Genomic DNA, 18,472 nt, shown 5'->3' on the forward strand with positions numbered 1-18,472 from the left:
TCAGCGCTCCGACAGGTCGAGCAAGAGGGTGAACAGACCGGCGTAGATCGCCGCCCAGATCACGCACCCGACGAGCAGAGCCGGAACGTACCTGCGCGCCGGCATCCGAGTGAGACCGGCGGAGAAGTTCACGGCGGTCTGGACGCCGATGGTCAAGAACGACAACGGAACCGCGAACACGCCGAAACGCGACGACAACTCCCTGGCGCGCGCCATCCGTGGACCACTGAGTTTGCCCCGCCACCGCGTGGCGTGTCCTGCCCGCATGGCGGCGCGACCCAGCAGGTAGGTGCCACCGGCACGCAGGAACACCACGACGAACAGCACAACGAACGCGAGTACGCCCGGCAGGTCACGAATTCGGTCCACGCGGTCAGCTTGTTCGGGCGAGCAGACCTTGAAGTTGATCGAACAGCGCCGTGTTCAGCTCGAACGCGCGCACCGCGGCGGTGAGCGATGCGTGCGGGTCGGCCGTCGTGGTCATGCCCTGCCCTTCGATCGAGTAAGGCAACCTAAGTCAAGGCTTCATGTCGGGGCAACCCGGCCCCCTGTATCGGCACGTGTCGAGCCTCACCGCGTCACTTGTTTGCATCGATCTACTATGTGTAAAGTTGCTTGCTGCAAACAACCTGTGAGGAAGTCCATGTCCGTGAGCACGAAGGTCGCCGGCGAACTCGCCACCGACCTGGTGCACGTCGTCAAAAAGCTGTCGGCGCTGCGCAACCACCTCCCCCGGCTGCACCCGGCCATCGACGCCTCGTCCTACCCGGTGCTCATCGCGCTCAAGCAGGGCGATCAGCGCGTCTCGGCGGTCGCCGCCTGCGTGCACTCGGACATCTCGACGGTCAGCCGGCAGATCAGTCACCTGGTGGCCGCCGGTGTCGCCGAGAAGGTCGCCGACCCGCAGGACGGCCGCGCCCAGGTGGTGCGACTGACCGACGAAGGCAAGCAGATCATCGACGAACTCGCCGCCCGCCGAGCCGAGTGGTTCCGCTCGATGCTCACCGGCTGGACCACCGACGAGGTGCGCGACTTCACCGCGTATCTCGGACGGTTCGACCAAGCCCTCACCCACGAACTCGAACGCAACACCCACTGCGGAAAGCAGGACGCATGACCACCGCCGCCGCGAAGCCGACCGCAACGTCCGACGGCGACTACACACACAGTCAGATCCTGCGGATCCTCACCGGCCTGCTCATGGGCATGTTCCTCGCCGCCCTCGACCAGACCATCGTCTCCACCGCCATCCGCACCATCGGTGACGAACTGCACGGCCTGTCGATGCAGGCCTGGGTCACCACGGCCTACCTGATCACCTCGACGATCGCGACCCCGATCTACGGCAAGCTCGGTGACCTGTACGGCCGCAAGAAGCTGTTCCTGTTCGCAATCAGCGTCTTCATCGTCGGCTCATTCGCGTGTGCGTTCGCCGACTCGATGACCCAGCTCGCCGTGTTCCGTGCCATCCAGGGCGTCGGCGCCGGTGGCCTGTTCACCTTGGCCCTGGCGATCATCGGCGACATCGTGGCGCCGCGTGAGCGCGCAAAGTACACCGGCTACTTCATGGCAGTCTTCGCCACCAGCTCGGTGCTCGGCCCGGTCATCGGCGGACTGTTCGCACAGACCAGCTCGATCGCCGGCATCACCGGATGGCGCTGGGTCTTCCTGGTCAACGTGCCGATCGGCATCGCCGCACTCTTGGTCGTCTCGCGCACCCTGCACCTGCACCACGTGCGCCGCGAGGCCCGCGTCGACTGGTGGGGCGCCGCCGCGCTCGTCGTCGCGCTCGTCCCGCTGCTCACCGTCGCCGAACAGGGCCGCGAGTGGGGCTGGGGCTCAGGCAAGGCGCTCGCCGCCTTCGCGATCGGTGCCGTCGGCGTCATCGCGTTCTGCTTCATCGAGCGGTCGATGGGCGACGACGCGCTGATCCCGCTGCGGATCTTCCGAATCAGGGCCGTCAGCGTCACGGTCGTGGCATCCGTCATCGTCGGTCTGGCGATGTTCGGTGCGATGATGGTGCTGCCCCTGTACATGCAGATCGTGCACGGAGCGTCCCCGATGATGTCGGGTCTGATGATGCTGCCGATGGTCGTCGGCATGATGAGCATGGCGATGACGTCCGGCATCATCACCTCCCGCACCGGGATCATCCGACCGTTCCCGATCATCGGTACCGCGATCGCGACGTTGGCGATGGTGCTGCTGTGGACGATCGACGCCGGCACCAACCTCGCTGTCGTCATGGCGTTCATGTTCCTGCTCGGCATCGGTATCGGTAACTGCATGCAGCCGCTGACGCTGATCGTGCAGAACGCCGTGCCGCCGCAGGAGATCGGTGTGGCGACCTCGGCCGCGACGTTCTTCCGTCAGCTCGGTGGAACCCTCGGTGTCGCGATCTTCCTGTCGATCCTGTTCAGCACCGTCGGCGAGAAGATCTCCTCGGCTTTCAAGGCCGAGCTGCCCGCCATTCAACAAGCCGCGAAGGCCGACCCGTCCCTGCTGCAGAACCCGTACAACGCCGGCGTCCTCAAGGGCGACACCTCGATCATGGCCAGGGTTCAGGACGACTCATCGATCATCAGCAAGATGTCGGACGTCGTCGCCCACCCGTTCAAGGTCGGCTTCTCCGATTCGATCTCGCAGATCTTCATCGCGGCGGCTTCCGTCATGCTGGTCGGGTTCCTGGTCACCCTGCTGATGCCGAAGGTGGAACTTCGCTCGCAGTCCGCGTCGGCAGCGATGCGCCAGCAGGCTGCCGAAGGCGGCGCGTCCTCGGCCGACGAGGCGGGCGACAACTTCGCCGGTCTCGAGCCGGGCACCGCGCCGGCGGGCACGCCTCCGGCCGTCAACGCTGCGGCCTGTGACATCGACGCCACCGACAGCACGATCGAAGACGATGCCGACACGGCGGCCAAGCACGCCGCGTCCGGCGACGTCGAGGTCGAAGCGCCGAGTCACACCACGCCGAAGCACCTGGCCGACTGAGCCACGCTTCGCACCCCAACCGGGCCTCCCCCCACTGCGGGGAGGGGCCCGGTTCGTCGTGCCCGCTCCTACGATCGAGGGGTGTTGCACCCCCACTATCCGATCCGCACCGAGTGCCTGGCGCTGCGTCCGATCACGTCGGCCGACACCGACGCGATGCTGTAGTACAAGTCCGATCCGGACGTCGTGCAGTACGTGCCGTACGACGTCCTCGACCGGGATGGTGTCGAGCGGCGTATCGGATCGGCCTGGGCCGAAGCGTTTTCGACGCACCGGGCGACGATGTGAGCCTCGGCGTCGAGGAGACCGCCACCGGTCGCCTGGTCGGCGACGTCGTGCTCTTCTGGCACAGCGAGAAGGACCGATCGGGCGAGGTCGGCTACATCTTCCACCCCGGTGTCCGCGGACGCGGGTACGCCGGTGAGGCCGTCGCGGCCCTGCTCGACCTCGGGTTCGGTGGGCTCGGGCTGCACCGCATAGTCGCGCGCATCAACGAGTTGAACGAGGCGTCAGTGCGCGTCGTCGAGCGGCTCGGTTTCCGCCGTGAGGCCCGCACGGTGGAGAGCATCTGGTTCAAGGGCGGCTGGGCGACGATGCTGGAGTACGCGCTGCTCGAGCGGGAGTGGGCGCCGAGGTCACAGATCCCGCCGGTCAGGTAGCGCCCGGTGGTTGAGCCGGATTCGCCGCGAGCACAGCGGCCTCAGGATCCGCGCCAAAACCGAAACCCTCCCAGGTCGATGTCGGCGATCCCACCTAAAGTCGACCCGTGGTCATCACCTGGGGCATCTCGCTCGTCGCGTGCTGCGTGCTGCTGCTGGCAATCCCCGTGCTCCTGGAATGGCGGGCCGGCACCGGGCTCGCCCCTTCGATCGCGATCGCCGGGCTGCGTTCGGTCGTCCAGTTGGTCGTGGTTGCGCTGCTCATCGTGTTCGCGATCTCGCACCTGTGGGCAACGCTGCTGGTCATCGTGGCGATGTTCACGATGGCGGTGCTGACCAGTGTCGGGCGCGTCGGCGTCAGTCGGCGCCAGGCGCCGATGGCCGCGCTCGCGATGGGCGCCGGGCTGCTGCCGGTGCTCGCGGTGACGGTGTTCTCCGGCACCATCCCGTTCAAGGGGGTCGCGCTCATCCCGATCGCCGGCGTCGTGATGAACAACATCATGTCGGTGCACACCCTCGGCGGCCGCAATTCCTTCCGCGCGCTCGAGGAGCAGCACGAGATCTTCGAGGGCTACCTCGCGCTCGGCCTGCCCGCGCAGACCGCGGCCGCGCAGGTGCTCCACCCGCGGATCGAAGAGTCGCTGATCCCCGGCATCGACAGCGTGAAGACCGCCGGCATCGTCACCCTGCCCGGAGCCTTCCTGGGCGTGATGCTCGGCGGCGGGTCCCCGATGGACGCCACGATGGCGCAGGTGGTCGTGCTGCTCGGGGTGTTGTGCGCGCAGAGCTGCACGGCGCTCGCGCAATACGAACTCATCATCCGCGGCCGGCTCCTGCGCGACGATCTGCGTTCGTTGCTCCGACCGTCCCCCGCGGTGGCGGCGACTCATGCGCCGGGGTAGGAGTCGATGTTCCAGATGTTGCCCTCGTGATCGGCGACGGCCACCGACCGACCGCCGTACGGCGGCTCGTGCACTTCGTCGAGTTGTCGCGCACCCGCGGCCAAGGCGCGGGCCAGCGTCGCGTCGACCTGATCGTCGGACTCGACGACGAGGTTGACGCAGGCGGTGCCCGGCCTGGGTCCGATGCCGTCCGGGCGGTCGGTGCCGAACATGATGCCGCCGTTGTCGCGCCAGGCGAACTGGGCGTGATGGACGACCTTCGGGTCGGCGTCGTCGTGCACTACGAGGCGCTCGGTGAAGCCGAGCGCGGTCAGGAACTCGATCGCAGCGCCGGCGTCGGCGTAGCGGAGGCAGGAATACAGTTGTGGTCTGGTCATGTTCGTGATTCTTTCCCGGAACGCATCGGCTCGGATTGAACCTTTGGGAACTCAGCCAGGGTCGCCGTGGGCGTGCGGCTGGCGAGGCGGCGCCATTCCCGGTTGAGGTGCGCCTGGTCGGCGTAGCCGGCGGCGTACGCCGCGTCGACAAGCGCGGTGCCGCCTTCGGCCAAGCGGTGCGCCCGCTCGAATCGCGCCAGTCGTGCGACCTGTTTGGGAGTCAGTCCGAACTCGCTGCGGAACTGGTTGAGCAGGTGTCGTCGCGACCACCCGACACGGTCGGCCACCCGCTCGATCGGCATCCGTCCCCCGGACGCGATGATCAGTCGCCACCCCTCGCGCACCTCGGGGCACGCAGGTTCGCAGTCCGCCGCAGCGAGCCGGGCGAACAGGTGGCGTTCGAGCACCGTGAACCGTTCGGGCCAGGTGAGTGGACCGAGCCGCTCGTGCAACGACGCCGGGAACGCCGGAAGGTCGTCGTCCGCATGGACCAGACCGCCCGCAAGTTCCGCCGCCGGCATGCCGTGCAGCGCACGCGCGCCGAAGGGAGTGAGCGCCAGCTGGATGCCGCACTGCCGGCCGTGCGTGCGGATCAGGGCCGGACGCTGGTGCAGTCCGGCCGCCAACACCCAGAAACGATCGGAGGCGGCATCACCCACCCAACCGCAATCCAGCGCTTCGTCGAACTGGATGATCACGGTGAGGGTCGTCGAGGGCAGCCCGTGGTGCACGGCGTCGCGGTCGAGCCGGTAGTCGAATCCCTCGACGGACTCGACGAACTGCGACAACTCCGGCGGCACACGCCACGGGTACGACGGCATGTCGACGACGGTAGTCCGACCGGTCAGCTACGGGTCTTTCCCTCACGCAGCATTTCGACCACCCATCCGTGCGAGCCGCAAGGGCCGGGTCACCTCGCCGATCGTCACTCGAATGGGCGCGCGCTTGCCGGCGCCGAGCTGTTCCACCTGCTCATCGGTGAGCACGATGGCTCCGGCCGGCCCCGCGGGTTCGAGGACGGTGCGCAGTCGCAGTTCGTTCATGTGGTCAAGCTTGCCCGAACCGGCGGACGTCGGCCGTCGATCGGGCGGACGGTCGCTTGTGGTCCGCGCGGCACGTCGCGTCGGGCGCGAGTTCGCGAACCCGCGCCCGACGCGAGAGACCACTCAGCCGCGCACCGGCTGATGCAACTCGGTCACCCACTTCTCCTGCGGGCCGTTGGTGTCGAGGTACACCTCGCGACACGGGCCGTACGGCTCGAGACCGAGCGACGCGACGTGGGTGCCGAGTTCGGCCCACGCGTCACCGATGCCACTCATCGGGCCGACGTACGTCACGGTCACCGCCCGCTCGACAGCGTCGAGTTCACCGGTCTCGAACCCGTCGATCTCGGTGTCGAACCCAGCACCGAAATCGAGCCGCTCACCGTCCGCCCGATACCAGGCGTACGCGGGGTGTGCCGGCTGCCCCGCGGCTTCGATCTGTGCGGCAACCAACTCCTCGAACATCGGACCGATGACCGGCCCGATCTGGCTCCGATCGGCGACCGTCGCCGTCCGTTGGCTCAGTTCCAGTGCGGGCAATGACTTCTCGATGAACTCCATGACGGTGTTTCCTTCCATCAGACGCAGATGTCGCTCGACGTCGGCGAGGCGCCGGTGATCGGCATCGATCTGTTCGCGCAAAGCTGCCCGACGTCGGTCGAGGAGCTCGCGGAAGGTCTCGGTGTCGATCTGCCCCGCCAACATCGGTCCGATCTGCTCGAGCGTGAACCCGAGGTCCTTCAAGCCGATGAGGGCGTGGACGCGTTGCAGTTGCCTGGGCTCGTAGAAGCGGTAACCCGTGTGTGGGTCGACGCGAGCCGCGGACACCAGACCGAGGCGGTCGTAGTGCCTCAGCATCCGGACCGACACCCCGGCGAGCCGTGCGAAATCTCCGATACTCAACATGACGCCACCCACTCGACCGTCTGACACCGTGTCAGAGTCAACACCACGGCGCCTCTCGCCGACGGGAATCAGCCGGTGAGCGCCAAGAAGTCGACGACCACGTCCGTCATCGCCTCACGCGCCGGCGTCAGGCTTGCTTGGGACAGACGGCCAGGATCACGTCGCCCGCCGCGCGTTCTCGGGCTGACCGGCTTCCTGCATGTGCCCGAGCATCACGCCGGTCGAGTAGGCGAGCCGCTAGGCGAGTGAGTGCCGCGATCGAGACCACGTGACGCCAGCAAGAACCAAACCGAACGGCACCGTCGATCAGCGCTTCAACTCAGGCCCCGCGGCCAACCGGATCGGTCCCTTGGCCGCATCGAGGTCGACCGGCTCACCGCGCTGCTGGATCACGACGACCTTCTCGGACGCGAGCGTGCCGGCGACCTCGCGGGCCGCCGGCATCAACTCACGCCAGTCGTCACCACCGGCGACCCGGGCCGCATCGCTGGGGCAGATCGTCTTTCCGTCACGATGCCGAAGCAGGACGCGCATCGACGCCGCCAAGCGCTCGCGGACGCCTTCGTCGCTCGCCTGCTCCCACCACGGTTCGCCGCGCTCACCGAGGGCCACCTTGGCGTCCTGGACGAACGGGCGCACCTCGTCCCCGCGCGTCCTGACCAGTCGTCGAGCCCGCATCAGTTCGGCGACCAGTTCGGCCTTCAGCTTCTGCGGGATCGACGGATCGGTCGCCCGCCACCGCCGTCCGTCGACGATGATGTAGCGGCCGTCGTCCGACGTCTCAGCCCCAGACAAGTGCCTTGCCCGGGTCCTCCAGCAGAGCCGCGACATCCGCCAGGAAGCGCGAGCCGAGGTCGCCGTCGACCAGGCGGTGGTCGAAGGCCAACGACAACTGGGTAACCTGACGCGGCACGATCGTGTCCTTGCCGGACGCGTCGGTGACCACCCACGGCATCTTGCGCACCGCGCCGAAGCACAGGATCGCGGCCTCACCCGGATTGATGATCGGGGTGCCGTTGTCGACGCCGAAGACACCGACGTTGGTGATCGTGATCGAGCCACCGGACATGTCGGCCGGCGGTGTCTTGCCCTCGCGGGCGGTCTCGACCAGTGAGCCCATCGCTTCGGCGAGCTCGCGCAGGTTCATGCGGTCGGCGTCCTTGATGTTCGGCACGATCAAGCCACGCGGCGTGGACGCCGCGATCCCCAGGTTGACGTAGTGCTTGACCACGATCTCCTGGGCCGTTTCGTCCCAGCTCGCGTTGATCTCCGGGTTGCGCTTCACGGCTACGCACAGCGCCTTGGCGAGCACGAGCAACGGGGTGACCTTGACGCCCTTGAACTCACGGTCGGCTTTGAGGCGGTCGACGAGTTCCATCGTCCGGGTCATGTCGACGGTGATGAACTCGGTGACGTGCGGGGCGGTGAACGCCGACCCGGCCATCGCTTGGGCGGTCATCTTGCGGACGCCCTTGATCGGCGTACGGGTCTCCCGCTCAGCGCCGCCTCGGGTTTCGGCACTAGTCGCCGCTCCTACGTCGCTGCGTCCAGTCTCAACCAGCGAGGTGAGGTGTGCTTCCACCTCGGCGCGGGTGATGACGCCGTCCGGACGGGACGGGGTGATCGCGGACAGGTCGACCCCGTTGTCCTTGGCGAACTTACGCACCGGCGGCTTGGCCAGCACCTTCCCGCGCTTGTCCGCAGATCCGGCGACCTGGCCGGCGAGTTCTGCGGACTTCGGCTGGGGAGTGTCCGCAGATCCGGTGACTTGACCCGCGAGTTCTGCGGACTTTCGGGAGGGTGTCGCCGGGGGCGCTGTGCGGCGGGCACGCCGCTGGGTCGAACCGGCGACCGCGCCGTAACCGACGAGGTTGGCCACGCGCTCCTTCTCGTCCTCCTTCGCGGCCTGCGAGTCGGGCGCAGCGCCCTGGACGGCGGTGTCGGCCGCCGGGGTGGACGACGGGGTCTCGGACTCTGCGCCCTCCACCTCGATCGACACGATCGGGCTGCCGACATCGACCGTCGCACCCTCCTCGACGAGCAGCTCGACGACGGTGCCGGCCCACGGAATCGGCAACTCCACCAACGATTTTGCGGTCTCGATCTCGACGACGACGTCATTGACCTTGACGGTGTCGCCCGGCTTGATCTTCCAGGTGACGACGTCCGCCTCGACGAGTCCTTCACCAGGGTCGGGCAGGTTGAACAGCTTCACACCCATGTCAGTGATCCCCTCAGTACGCCAGCGAGCGGTCGACGGCATCGAGGATGCGGTCGAGGTCGGGCAGGAAGTGCTCCTCGAAGCGGCTGGGCGGGTACGGCAGGTTGTATCCACCGACCCGGAGCACAGGTGCCTCCAAGTGGTAGAAGCACTCCTGCTGGATCAGCGCGGCGAGTTCCGAGCCGAGTCCGAGGAAGGTGCTCGCCTCGTGCACCACGACGACGCGTCCGGTCTTCTTCGCCGAGGTGAAGATCGTCGCGCGGTCGAGCGGCGAGAGCGACCGAAGATCGATCACCTCGATCGAACGTCCTTCTGCCGCAGCGGCTTCCGCGGCCTGGCGGCAGGTCTTTACCATCGGTCCGTACGCGATGAGAGTCAGGTCGCTGCCCTCCCGCGCCACTCGCGCGTCGTACAGCCCGAGCGGTGCACCGGTGGACTCGTCCAGGTCGACCTCTGCACGCTCGTGGTAGCGGCGCTTGGGTTCGTAGAACAGCACCGGGTCGTCGGTCTGGATCGCCTGCTGGATCATCCAGTAGGCGTCCGCCGGGTCGGAGCAGCTGACCACACGCAGACCCGCGGTGTGAGCGAAGTACGCCTCGTTGGACTCCGAGTGGTGCTCGACAGCTCCGATGCCGCCGCCGAACGGAACCCGGATGACCATCGGCAGCTTCAGGTAGCCCAGCGACCGGTAGTGCATCTTGGAGACCTGGCTGATGATCTGGTCGAACGCCGGGTAGATGAACCCGTCGAACTGGATCTCCACCACCGGGCGGTAGCCGCGCATGGCCAGGCCGATCGCGGTGCCGACGATGCCGGACTCCGCGAGCGGGGTGTCGATCACGCGGTCCTCACCGAAGTCCTTCTGCAGACCCTCGGTGATCCGGAAGACGCCGCCGAGCTTGCCGACGTCCTCACCCATCAGGACGACCTTGGGGTCGTCCTCCATCGCCTTGCGCAGACCGGCGTTGATGCCCTTGGCGAGCGTCATCTTCTGCGTTGCCATGTCAGTTCGCCCCTCCCTCGACGAAGGAGGCTTGGTAGGCGACGAACTCCTCGCGCTCGGCGTCGACCACGGGGTGCGGTTCGGCGTAGACCTTGTCGAACATCGTCACCGGCTCCGGGTCGGGCATCTGCTGGCACTCGCGTCGGATGCGAGCGGCGAGTTCGTCGGCCTCGGCCTCGACCTGCTCGAAGAACGCCGGGTCGGCGTGGCCCTTGGTCTCCATGAACCCGCGCATGCGCTTGATCGGGTCCTTCTCACGCCAGATGTCGACCTCGGACGCGATGCGGTACTTGGTCGGGTCGTCGGACGTGGTGTGCGCACCCATGCGATAGGTGAACGCCTCGATCAGCGTCGGGCCCTGACCCGCACGGGCGGCATCCATCGCGGCCTTCGACACCGCGTACACCGCGAGGACGTCGTTGCCGTCGACCCGGACGCCGGGGAACCCGAAGCCGCGTGCGCGCTGATAGGGCGGGATGCGGAATTGCTTGTAGTTCGGCTCGGAGATCGCCCACTGGTTGTTCTGCACGAAGAAGACGACCGGTGCGTTGGCGACGCTCGCGAACACCATCGCCTCGTTGTAGTCACCCTGCGCGGTGCCGCCGTCACCGGTGAACGCCATCACGGCCGCGTCGCGCTCGGGGTCGCCGGTGCCGACGACGCCGTCACGCTGCATGCCCATCGCGTACCCGGTGGCGTGCAGCATCTGGTTGCCGATGACGATCGTGTAGAGGTGGAAGTTGTTCTCGTTGGAGTTCCAACCGCCGTGGTTCACGCCGCGGAACATGCCGAGCAGGTTGACCGGGTCGACCCCACGGCACCACGCGACACCGTGCTCGCGGTAGCCGGGGAAGGCGTAGTCCTGCTTCTTCAGGGCGCGTCCGGCACCGACCTGCGCGGCTTCCTGGCCGAGCAGCGAGGGCCATAGTCCGAGTTCGCCCTGGCGCTGCAGCGCGTGACCCTCGGCGTCCATCCGGCGCACCAGCACCAGGTCGCGGTACATCGCCTGCGCGTCCTCGGAGGTCATGTCCTCGACGATCTGCGCGTACGGGGCGTTGGCCTCGCAGGTGGCCAGACGGTTGCCGTCGCCGTCGACGAACTGCACCATTTCCGGGCCGCCGTCGGTGATGTCGTGTTCCATGCTCGGTGCCACGGAGGTCTCGTGGTGCATCGTGTGCCGGGCATCGGCGTGCGCGCCGGGGGCTCCGGACACATCGGTCGGGTCGGACATGCCACTCCTTGCTCGTGCGGCCGGCAGAACGGGGGTGACCGTGGGTGCCGACGCTGGCTTTCGGCCTATGACGTGGGTCACACAGGCTCGACGACGAGGCTACTGGTCCGCGCTCGGTGTCTGCGAATCGACCCGTGCTGCCGGCGGACCGTCATCCACTCGGCACTCTGGGGTGCGGTGCAACGACCCACCCTTGGCGAACTGGCTTATTGATAGTGCTCGCTACGCGGGTGTTGCACGGGATTCTATGCGTTCTCGCATGCAATTCGCCTTGCCGAAACCTAGCGACAGAGCCTGCGGGTGCGCTTCAATGCGTTCAGTAGAGCCGGATCTCGCTCGAGCGGCGGGCTGAGAACGGTTGTCAGCAAGGGGAATCACGAGGCCGTGGGGAAATTTTCCGCTGCCTTCATTTGCGCAGGAAGTACTGCGCTAGTAGCAGCGCCATCGCTCGCTGCACCAACCCGTACGCAAGCTTCCGAACCCAGCAGGTCTTCCAGATTTCATGGGACATTAAACTCCAATAATCTACCAGAATCGAATCAAACATCAACGACGCATGTTTGTTATACCGGAGCTAGGAGGAATACTTTGGGCCTCCAAGAAGGCACCAACCACAGGCATGACAATCAGGAGAAAGCGGCACGGCTCGAGCCTGGTAAGCCGTCTCACAGACTGTGGATCGTGTGAGAACAGGCTGGCAATGCCGCGCGATCCTAGCTGCGGTTCCGGTACTTTGGTCTCCGTTAATATACGGACCCTTGTACTATATGGCACGGAATACTGACCCTCCATTATCAGCTCGGGATCTATTGGAACCGGTTGTGTGGGTTCCCCTTGCCATCGCGGGGGCGCTGGGTTTAGTGTCTTCGCTGTTCTATTGGTCCCCGGCGGTCCCAGCCATCGTGGAGTCGATAACAGTCTTGTTAACGCCGGTAGCGATGGAAGGAGCAGCAGACTCCGGCCCATTTATAACCTTCTATATGCTTGTCACGTTCTATTGGCTGGCTGTTGGATTAACCTGCTTCTTTGTGGCAAAGAGGATTCCGCAGCGGAGCCCATTTCAAAAGCGTTTTCCCGGAGCTTTTGACGAGTGGGGCGAGGACGATGATTAGAGGTGTTTGCACCTACTTGTGAGGTCTCGCATTGTTCACCAGAGGGCCTCCACATACGCATTCGATCCGGTGAACCGAGAGACGTTCAATCGTGTCGCGTGTAGCTCGATCACGGGCCGAGGCCGGTAGCGGCGTTGTCGGTCCAGGCGTTGTGGATGCGGACGTAGCCGCCGAGGGTCGCGAGGGACCGGTGTCGGGATTGGTGCGCGATCGCCCGGTCGGTTGCTCCGCGCAGGTCGGCGTAGGTGATGAACCCCGCGCCTAGAGTGCGCGGAGTAGAGGAGTGGATCGATCCCGGCGCGGGTGATGCCGGCAATCACGCCGCCAACGACCTCCACGTCACCGCCCAAGAAATTTCGAGGCTACGACGACGAACTTCCCGTGACTCCATTTATCACCACAGCAACAACAAAAAATAAACATCCACCTCCAAAGGGAACCCAAGAAAGATAAAATGCCCTTTGTGCGGCCCTAGGGGACAGCGACGTACCTCTTGCCAGCCGAACAACCTGCTCTAGCTGCAAGCCTAGAACACCGAGCCACCCATGCACGAAGTCATCGTCGCGTGCGGGGGGGCCCGCAAGCGAGTACCTAAGCATCAGTGGGACCATACCAGCCGTTAATAGTATGGGCACATTTAAAAACAGGCCAAACGCCATGATCAAGAGTGCCAGCGTGGGGGCCGATAGCGCAAACAAAAAACGCAACCTGCACAAAACTACCTCCGTGCGGCCCACACAGGCAGCCCCCCGCAACCCAGACGCCGTAGCCAGCGCCGGTGCCGACGTAGGGAACCCGCCCGCGGTAGGCGAGCCGACTCCGGTATCCGGACTGTGCGCCCACACATCTGCTGCGGCAGAACGCGCCGCCGCCCGTGAATTTTGACCTGGTATGAGGTACGCCCGGCGACCACCCTACAGATTCGGATGGGGCGCGAGTGAACGTCCTTCTGCTGCCAGAGGCACCGCAGCCGAGACCCACGTACGCGCGAGGGTTGTTGTTGACGTGCGTGTAGGACAATGCAGCGCTACGTCCCATCACTGACACCGATGCGGTCCAGGTACCGTGCCTTGCCAGTGATGACCACCCGTCCATATCGATGAGGGGCGGCTCTTGCTTGCCCATATAATCCAGACAATGTAAGCCGTTATGAGGACTCCCGCCAGAACCGATTCAGCGGTTGAGGAATTCCTCGCACACCTCGATGAGGCGGTCGTTCGCCTCGGTCTCTCCGATCGAGCAGCGGACGCCGTCGCCGTCGAACGGGCGGACGACGAGACCGGCCTGGTCGGCCGCGGCAGCGAAAGCCATCGCGTCGTCGCCGAGGGGCAACCAGACGAAATTGGCCTGGCTGTCGGGGATCTTCCAGCCCTGCTCGGCGAGCGCCTGCGCGACACGGGCGCGCTCGGTCATCAGCGCGTCGACGCGCTCCTGCAGTTCGTCGTAGGCCTCCAGGCTGGCGAGCGCGGCCTGCTGGGCGACGTCGCTGACACCGAACGGGACGGCCGCCTTGCGCAGCGCTTCGGCCACCGGCTCGTGGGCGATGCAGTACCCGACCCGCAGGCCGGCCAGGCCGTACGCCTTGGAGAAGGTGCGCAGCACACAGACATTCGGGTGGTCGCGGTAGATCGCGAGCGCGTCGATCTGGTGATCGGGCTCGACGAACTCCAGGTATGCCTCGTCAATGACGACCAGGACGTCCGAGGGCACCTTGGCCAGGAAGCCACGCAGTTCGTCCTCGGTGACACTCGGACCCGTCGGGTTGTTCGGGGTGCAGACGATCACCAGGCGGGTGCGGTCGGTGATCGCGTCCGCCATCGCGTTCAGGTCGTGGCGTGCCTGCGAATCCAGCGGGACCTGAACCGATTTCGCGCCGGCGAGCGCTGCGACGATCGGGTAGGCCTCGAACGAGCGCCACGCGTAGACCATCTCGTCGCCCGGGTTGCAGGTGATCTGCACCAACGAGCCGAGGACGCCGACGCTGCCGGTGCCGGTCGCGATCTCGTCCGGCGTGACTCCCCAGCGGGCGGCGAGCGCTTCGGTGAGTTCACGCACGCTCATGTCGGGGTAGCGGTTCATCCGGCCGGCCGCGTCCTGCACGGTCTTCAGCACCGACGGCAGCGGCGGGTACGGGTTCTCGTTGGAGGAGATCTTGTAGGTCACCAGGTCTTCCCGCGGCGGCGCCGGCTTGCCGGCCTTGTAGGCGGGAACGGCGCCGAGGGTGTCGCGCAGACGGACGTCGGGCTGAGTGTCGCTCATGCGAGCAAATCTACGACCCGGTGTGACCGGCGTCTCAACCAGTCGGTTTCTGCAGCGCCGCCTGCGACGATGGAGGCATGAAGAACTTCCTGATCCGCCTCGTCGTCAACGCCATCGCGCTCTGGTTGGCCGCCGCGGCACTGTCCGGCATCCATCTCGCCGACGGTTCGTCGCAGACCTTCGACAAGATCAAGACCGTTCTACTCGTCGCGCTCGTCTTCGGTGTGGTCAACGCACTGCTGAAGCCGATCGCCACGTTCTTCTCTTTCCCGTTGCTGCTCGTGACGCTCGGGCTGTTCATGATCATCGTCAACGCGGCGATGTTGCAGCTGACCTCGTGGCTGGCCGGAAAGTTCGACCTCGCCTTCCACGTCGACCACTTCTTCTGGGACGCCGTGATCGGTGCGCTGATCATCTCCGTCCTCGGGTTCGTCGCGAACGTGATCCTGCCCGACAAGCACGAGATCAACCGCTGACCCTGACTCGAGTGTCAGAAGGGATGCGTCGCAGTCGACGCATCCCTTCTGACACTGGCGGGTTCGTCAGACGCGCGGGCGTCCGTCCTCGAGGTAGACCGGCACGTCGGCGGCGAGGGCTTGTTCGATGACCCGGACGGTGTACTCGGCGACGTGTTCGCCCAGATCGGCCGGGTCGACCCAATGCACGGCCTTGATCTCGCGCGGCTGCAGCGAGTGCGGCGGACGGTCCAACTCGACGTCGAAAACGAAGAGGGTCGCGTCGTCCCAGCCGCGCCACGGCGGCAGCCAACTGACGGCGGCCAGCCCGCGGACGGTGGCCTCGACATCGAGTTCTTCACGCAGTTCGCGCACGACGGCGGTCGCCGGTGACTCGTGCGGGTCGACGACTCCGCCGGGGAGGTCCCAGAACCGTTTGTAGACCAACTCGCACAACAGGATTCGTCCCTCGTCGTCGCGAACGATTGCCTGAGCGATGCAGCGTTTGGTCGGCAGGCTGGAGTTGAGGACGGCAGTGAACGTCGACCGGTCGGCCAGCGGCGGGTCGGTGGCCACCCGGGCGAACTGCACCAAGTCGGCCTGCTCGACGCCGCCCCCGCGAACGACACCTTCCTTGCGCAGTCCGGCCCGCGCCGCGATCCGCAGATCGTGCTTGGCATCGGCGGGTAGTCGGCCCTGCACCCGGTGGACGCCGAGCTCACCGAACGCGTACTCGATCATCGCGTCCAGGCCGCGGACGGCCAGCCGCTCGTCGACGTCCTCCAAAAAGTTCCAGGTGAGCCCGCCGTCCGGGTGGACAGCCGCTCGGCCGATCACCGACCCGGCCGAGACGATCTCGTACTCGGAGCCGTCGGGTCGGATCGTCACGTCATCGCTCACGATCCGACGCTAACCCAATCCGCCGCGCGGAATCAGACGTGGCGGCGAGCGGTGATCACCCGGAAGCGCCCGGCCACGAACGCGCTGTCGGCGTACGCGGCGTTGGCGGCCGGGTTGGCACCGGTGCCGTGGTAGTCGCTGAATGCAGCGGTCTGGTTGACGAAGACCTGGCCGAGCAGGTTCTCCGAGAGCGCCACACCGGCGTCCATTGCGGCGTCCCGCGCCTTGTCGAGCACGGCCTCGTCGGTCGAGTACACGGAAGCGGTCATCGCGCCGTGCTTGCGGACGGTGTCGCGGAAGGTCGACAGTGACTGGTCGGTGCCGTCGGTGCCGATGAGGAAGGTCACCGGACCGAACTGCTCGGTGGTGTACGCGCCCTGCGCCTCCACACCCACACCGATCAAGCCCGGAGTCCGGACCACGGCGTCCGGGTACTTCGGGTGCGTGACCTGGCGGGTGTCGGCGACGACGGAGCCGCCGGCGTCCGAGGCGATCTTGTCGAGCGATCCGGCTCGGGCGCGGACGTCGTCGTTGACCGTCGCGCCGAGAATCTCGACCGCCTTCTCGTCCTCACCGGTGAGCTTGCCGATCGCGCCGCCGAGCTTGGCACCGAACTCCTCGAACGACAGGTGTCCCTCGTCGGTGTCGATGCCGTCTTTGGGCAGGTAGATGTTCTGCGGGGTGGTGCACATCTGCCCGGAGTAGAGGCTGAGCGAGAACGCGAGGTTGCCCAGCATCGCCCGGACGTTGTCGGTGGAGTCGACCACGACCGTGTTGACGCCGGCCTTCTCGGTATAAACCTGCTGCCCACGGGCCGCGCCCTCACGTTCGAGCCAGGCACCGAAAGTCGGGCCGCCGGTGTAGTCGATGATCTTGACCTCATCGCGCTCGGCGAGCGTCTTGGCCAGGCCTTCGCCATCGGCTTCGGGGGCGAGCTGGACGAGTTTGGGGTCGAAACCGTTGTCGCTCAACGTTTGCTGCAGCGTTTCGACGGTGATGGCGAGCGGCAGGATCGCGCGTGGGTGCGGCTTGATGACGACCGCGTTGCCGGTGGCGAGCGAGGCGAAGATACCCGGGTAGGCGTTCCAGGTCGGGAAGGTGTTGCAGCCGACGACGAGGGCGACCCCGCGCGGCACGATGCGGTAGTCCTTCTGCATCCGCAGCGGTTCGCCTTTGCCCGGTTTCTCCCAGGTGACGCTCTCGGGGACGCGTGACTGCTCGGCGTACGCCGCGGCGACGGCCTCGAGGCCGCGGTCCTGGGCCTGCGGTCCGCCCGCCTGGAAGGCCATCACGAACGGCTGGCCGGACGTGTGGTGCACCGCGTTGCCGATTTCGAACGACTGCTTGTTCAACGCGTCCAGTGCCTCGATCAGCACCAGCGCCCGCCTGCGCGGGCCGGCATCGCGCCAGGCCGGGATCGCGTCCGTCGCTGCCGCCATGGCCGCGTCGACGTCGAGGTGTGGGTAGGCGACACCGAGCGTCGGGCCGTAGGGCGAGACCTCGTCGCCGACGGTGGTGTCGTCGAAGGCACCCTGAAGGCCCTCGAACGGCTTGCCGAGGCGGCCCTCGTAGGCGGAAAGTCCTTGTGCGGCGGCGGTTTCGCCGTAGACGCGGGGCGAGGGTGATTCGGGGTAACGCGAGAAGTAGGTGCGCCCGGCAAGGGCTGCGAGCGCGTCATCGAGCACCGAATCGAACTTTGAGCCGGTGGAGGTCTCGGCGGATGCGGTGGTCTGGTCTGCAGCAGTCATCGTCTCATCGTAACGGCCAACGTGTTACAGATCACATGCAGTTATGCAACCATGCGTCACATGGCCACGGATGAAGTCGGAGCTGACCTCGAACACGTCCACCGCATGTGGCGCGAGGACCGCGCCTCCTCCCGCCTCGGCATCCGGTTGCTCGCCGTCGGGGTCACCGACGGCCTCGGTCACGCCGAAACCACGATGACGATCGGCGCGGATCAGGTGAACGGGCACGACATCGCGCACGGTGGCTACCTGTTCACGCTGGCCGACTCGACGTTCGCGCTCGCGTGCAACGCGTCCGGGCAACTCACCGTGGCCTCCGGAGCAGACGTGACCTTCGTGACCAGCGCTCACCTCGGTGACGAATTGCGCTGTGTGGCAACCGAACGCGCACGGTTCGGACGTAGCGGAATCACCGATGTCACGATCACCCGTGAATCAGACGGCGCTCTGATCGCAGAATTCCGCGGACGATCGCGCAGCCTGCCGGCACGCACCACCGAGGAGAAGTCATGATCCTGCCCGCCGTCGATGACAGCCCCCGGGAATTCCTCCGTCAGTCCCGCGGCTCAACCAGCGAAGATTGCGCCCCGGACTGCGTGATGTGTGGACTCACCTACCACCGCTGGTTGAGCCGTACGGATGAGGAACGAATCCGTACGCGCCGAAAC

Annotated in this window: 19 protein-coding genes; 6 read left to right on the top strand and 13 right to left on the bottom strand. The window is 66.3% G+C overall.

The window, feature by feature from the left end:
* On the bottom strand, nucleotides 1–369 hold the full coding sequence (locus tag MF407_RS13475) for a VTT domain-containing protein (RefSeq protein WP_239702598.1): 369 nt from the start codon (nucleotides 367–369) through the stop codon (nucleotides 1–3).
* Nucleotides 370–649: 280 nt separating this feature from the next.
* Between MF407_RS13475 and MF407_RS13480 the strand changes: the two genes are divergently transcribed.
* From MF407_RS13480 to MF407_RS13495, 4 genes are all read left to right on the top strand, one after another.
* Nucleotides 650–1,117, top strand: a complete 468-nt coding sequence (locus tag MF407_RS13480) for a MarR family winged helix-turn-helix transcriptional regulator (protein ID WP_239702599.1) — start codon at nucleotides 650–652, stop codon at nucleotides 1,115–1,117.
* Nucleotides 1,114–2,988 carry an MDR family MFS transporter gene (locus MF407_RS13485; RefSeq protein WP_129624347.1) on the top strand — a complete coding sequence of 625 codons (1,875 nt, stop codon included), beginning with the start codon at nucleotides 1,114–1,116 and terminating at the stop codon, nucleotides 2,986–2,988. Before MF407_RS13480 ends, MF407_RS13485 begins: the two co-directional genes overlap by 4 nt.
* A 284-nt stretch (nucleotides 2,989–3,272) precedes the next feature.
* Entirely contained in the window at nucleotides 3,273–3,647 is a 375-nt protein-coding gene (locus MF407_RS13490; protein ID WP_345770871.1) for a GNAT family protein, read from the top strand.
* 107 nt (nucleotides 3,648–3,754) lie between these two features.
* Nucleotides 3,755–4,549, top strand: a complete 795-nt coding sequence (locus MF407_RS13495; protein ID WP_239702600.1) for an ABC transporter permease — start codon at nucleotides 3,755–3,757, stop codon at nucleotides 4,547–4,549.
* Here MF407_RS13495 and MF407_RS13500 read toward each other — a convergent pair.
* From MF407_RS13500 to hisC, 10 genes are all read right to left on the bottom strand, one after another.
* Nucleotides 4,534–4,926: a VOC family protein gene (locus MF407_RS13500; RefSeq protein WP_129624350.1), complete on the bottom strand. Its 393-nt coding sequence runs from the start codon at nucleotides 4,924–4,926 to the stop codon at nucleotides 4,534–4,536. The two genes, MF407_RS13495 and MF407_RS13500, sit on opposite strands and share 16 nt — an antisense overlap.
* Complete coding sequence (locus MF407_RS13505; RefSeq protein ID WP_129624352.1) at nucleotides 4,923–5,747, bottom strand: helix-turn-helix domain-containing protein; 825 nt, start codon at nucleotides 5,745–5,747, stop codon at nucleotides 4,923–4,925. The genes MF407_RS13500 and MF407_RS13505 overlap by 4 nt, the downstream gene beginning before the upstream one ends.
* Nucleotides 5,748–5,789: 42 nt before the next feature.
* Entirely contained in the window at nucleotides 5,790–5,969 is a 180-nt protein-coding gene (locus MF407_RS13510; RefSeq protein WP_129624354.1) for a hypothetical protein, read from the bottom strand.
* A gap of 123 nt (nucleotides 5,970–6,092) precedes the next feature.
* On the bottom strand, nucleotides 6,093–6,875 hold the full coding sequence (locus MF407_RS13515; protein ID WP_239702601.1) for a MerR family transcriptional regulator: 783 nt from the start codon (nucleotides 6,873–6,875) through the stop codon (nucleotides 6,093–6,095).
* 306 nt (nucleotides 6,876–7,181) lie between these two features.
* Nucleotides 7,182–7,670 carry a DUF3253 domain-containing protein gene (locus MF407_RS13520; RefSeq protein WP_239702602.1) on the bottom strand — a complete coding sequence of 163 codons (489 nt, stop codon included), beginning with the start codon at nucleotides 7,668–7,670 and terminating at the stop codon, nucleotides 7,182–7,184.
* Entirely contained in the window at nucleotides 7,657–9,096 is a 1,440-nt protein-coding gene (locus MF407_RS13525) for a dihydrolipoamide acetyltransferase family protein (RefSeq protein WP_239702603.1), read from the bottom strand. Before MF407_RS13525 ends, MF407_RS13520 begins: the two co-directional genes overlap by 14 nt.
* Nucleotides 9,097–9,109: 13 nt before the next feature.
* Nucleotides 9,110–10,099 (bottom strand): alpha-ketoacid dehydrogenase subunit beta, encoded by a 990-nt coding sequence (locus MF407_RS13530; RefSeq protein ID WP_129624362.1) that lies wholly within the window; start codon nucleotides 10,097–10,099, stop codon nucleotides 9,110–9,112.
* Between the two features lies 1 nt (nucleotide 10,100).
* Nucleotides 10,101–11,270 (bottom strand): pyruvate dehydrogenase (acetyl-transferring) E1 component subunit alpha, encoded by a 1,170-nt coding sequence (gene pdhA / locus MF407_RS13535; RefSeq protein ID WP_141929389.1) that lies wholly within the window; start codon nucleotides 11,268–11,270, stop codon nucleotides 10,101–10,103.
* 1,281 nt (nucleotides 11,271–12,551) lie between these two features.
* On the bottom strand, nucleotides 12,552–12,758 hold the full coding sequence (locus MF407_RS13540; RefSeq protein ID WP_239702604.1) for a hypothetical protein: 207 nt from the start codon (nucleotides 12,756–12,758) through the stop codon (nucleotides 12,552–12,554).
* An 857-nt stretch (nucleotides 12,759–13,615) separates the two neighbouring features.
* Entirely contained in the window at nucleotides 13,616–14,701 is a 1,086-nt protein-coding gene (gene hisC / locus MF407_RS13545; protein WP_239702605.1) for a histidinol-phosphate transaminase, read from the bottom strand.
* A gap of 77 nt (nucleotides 14,702–14,778) precedes the next feature.
* Between hisC and MF407_RS13550 the strand changes: the two genes are divergently transcribed.
* The gene (locus tag MF407_RS13550) at nucleotides 14,779–15,177 is read left to right on the top strand and encodes a phage holin family protein (protein WP_129624368.1); all 399 of its coding nucleotides are present in this window, start codon (nucleotides 14,779–14,781) and stop codon (nucleotides 15,175–15,177) included.
* Between the two features lie 66 nt (nucleotides 15,178–15,243).
* Here MF407_RS13550 and MF407_RS13555 read toward each other — a convergent pair whose 3' ends face one another.
* Together MF407_RS13555 and paaN are read right to left on the bottom strand one after the other, a co-directional pair.
* Nucleotides 15,244–16,056: an NUDIX hydrolase gene (locus MF407_RS13555; RefSeq protein WP_239702606.1), complete on the bottom strand. Its 813-nt coding sequence runs from the start codon at nucleotides 16,054–16,056 to the stop codon at nucleotides 15,244–15,246.
* A 32-nt stretch (nucleotides 16,057–16,088) separates the two neighbouring features.
* Entirely contained in the window at nucleotides 16,089–17,804 is a 1,716-nt protein-coding gene (gene paaN, locus MF407_RS13560; RefSeq protein WP_129624370.1) for a phenylacetic acid degradation protein PaaN, read from the bottom strand.
* Between the two features lie 60 nt (nucleotides 17,805–17,864).
* Here paaN and MF407_RS13565 point away from each other — a divergent pair, with 60 nt between their 5' ends.
* The gene (locus tag MF407_RS13565; RefSeq protein ID WP_239702607.1) at nucleotides 17,865–18,317 is read left to right on the top strand and encodes a hotdog fold thioesterase; all 453 of its coding nucleotides are present in this window, start codon (nucleotides 17,865–17,867) and stop codon (nucleotides 18,315–18,317) included.
* Nucleotides 18,318–18,472: the final 155 nt, after the last annotated feature.

This window comes from Yimella sp. NH-Cas1 (assembly GCF_022359705.1).
In the GTDB taxonomy this organism is placed as follows: domain Bacteria; phylum Actinomycetota; class Actinomycetes; order Actinomycetales; family Dermatophilaceae; genus Yimella; species Yimella lutea.

Excerpts from the sequence above, each read along its gene's own strand:
- pdhA (WP_141929389.1), bottom strand. The coding sequence starts at position 11,270 with ATGCACCACGAGACCTCCGTGGCACCGAGCATGGAACACGACATCACC.
- MF407_RS13485 (WP_129624347.1), top strand. The coding sequence starts at position 1,114 with ATGACCACCGCCGCCGCGAAGCCGACCGCAACGTCCGACGGCGACTAC.
- MF407_RS13500 (WP_129624350.1), bottom strand. The coding sequence starts at position 4,926 with ATGACCAGACCACAACTGTATTCCTGCCTCCGCTACGCCGACGCCGGC.
- MF407_RS13530 (WP_129624362.1), bottom strand. The coding sequence starts at position 10,099 with ATGGCAACGCAGAAGATGACGCTCGCCAAGGGCATCAACGCCGGTCTG.
- MF407_RS13510 (WP_129624354.1), bottom strand. The coding sequence starts at position 5,969 with ATGAACGAACTGCGACTGCGCACCGTCCTCGAACCCGCGGGGCCGGCC.
- MF407_RS13525 (WP_239702603.1), bottom strand. The coding sequence starts at position 9,096 with ATGGGTGTGAAGCTGTTCAACCTGCCCGACCCTGGTGAAGGACTCGTC.
- MF407_RS13565 (WP_239702607.1), top strand. The coding sequence starts at position 17,865 with ATGGCCACGGATGAAGTCGGAGCTGACCTCGAACACGTCCACCGCATG.
- MF407_RS13505 (WP_129624352.1), bottom strand. The coding sequence starts at position 5,747 with ATGCCGTCGTACCCGTGGCGTGTGCCGCCGGAGTTGTCGCAGTTCGTC.
- MF407_RS13515 (WP_239702601.1), bottom strand. The coding sequence starts at position 6,875 with ATGTTGAGTATCGGAGATTTCGCACGGCTCGCCGGGGTGTCGGTCCGG.
- hisC (WP_239702605.1), bottom strand. The coding sequence starts at position 14,701 with ATGAGCGACACTCAGCCCGACGTCCGTCTGCGCGACACCCTCGGCGCC.
- paaN (WP_129624370.1), bottom strand. The coding sequence starts at position 17,804 with ATGACTGCTGCAGACCAGACCACCGCATCCGCCGAGACCTCCACCGGC.
- MF407_RS13550 (WP_129624368.1), top strand. The coding sequence starts at position 14,779 with ATGAAGAACTTCCTGATCCGCCTCGTCGTCAACGCCATCGCGCTCTGG.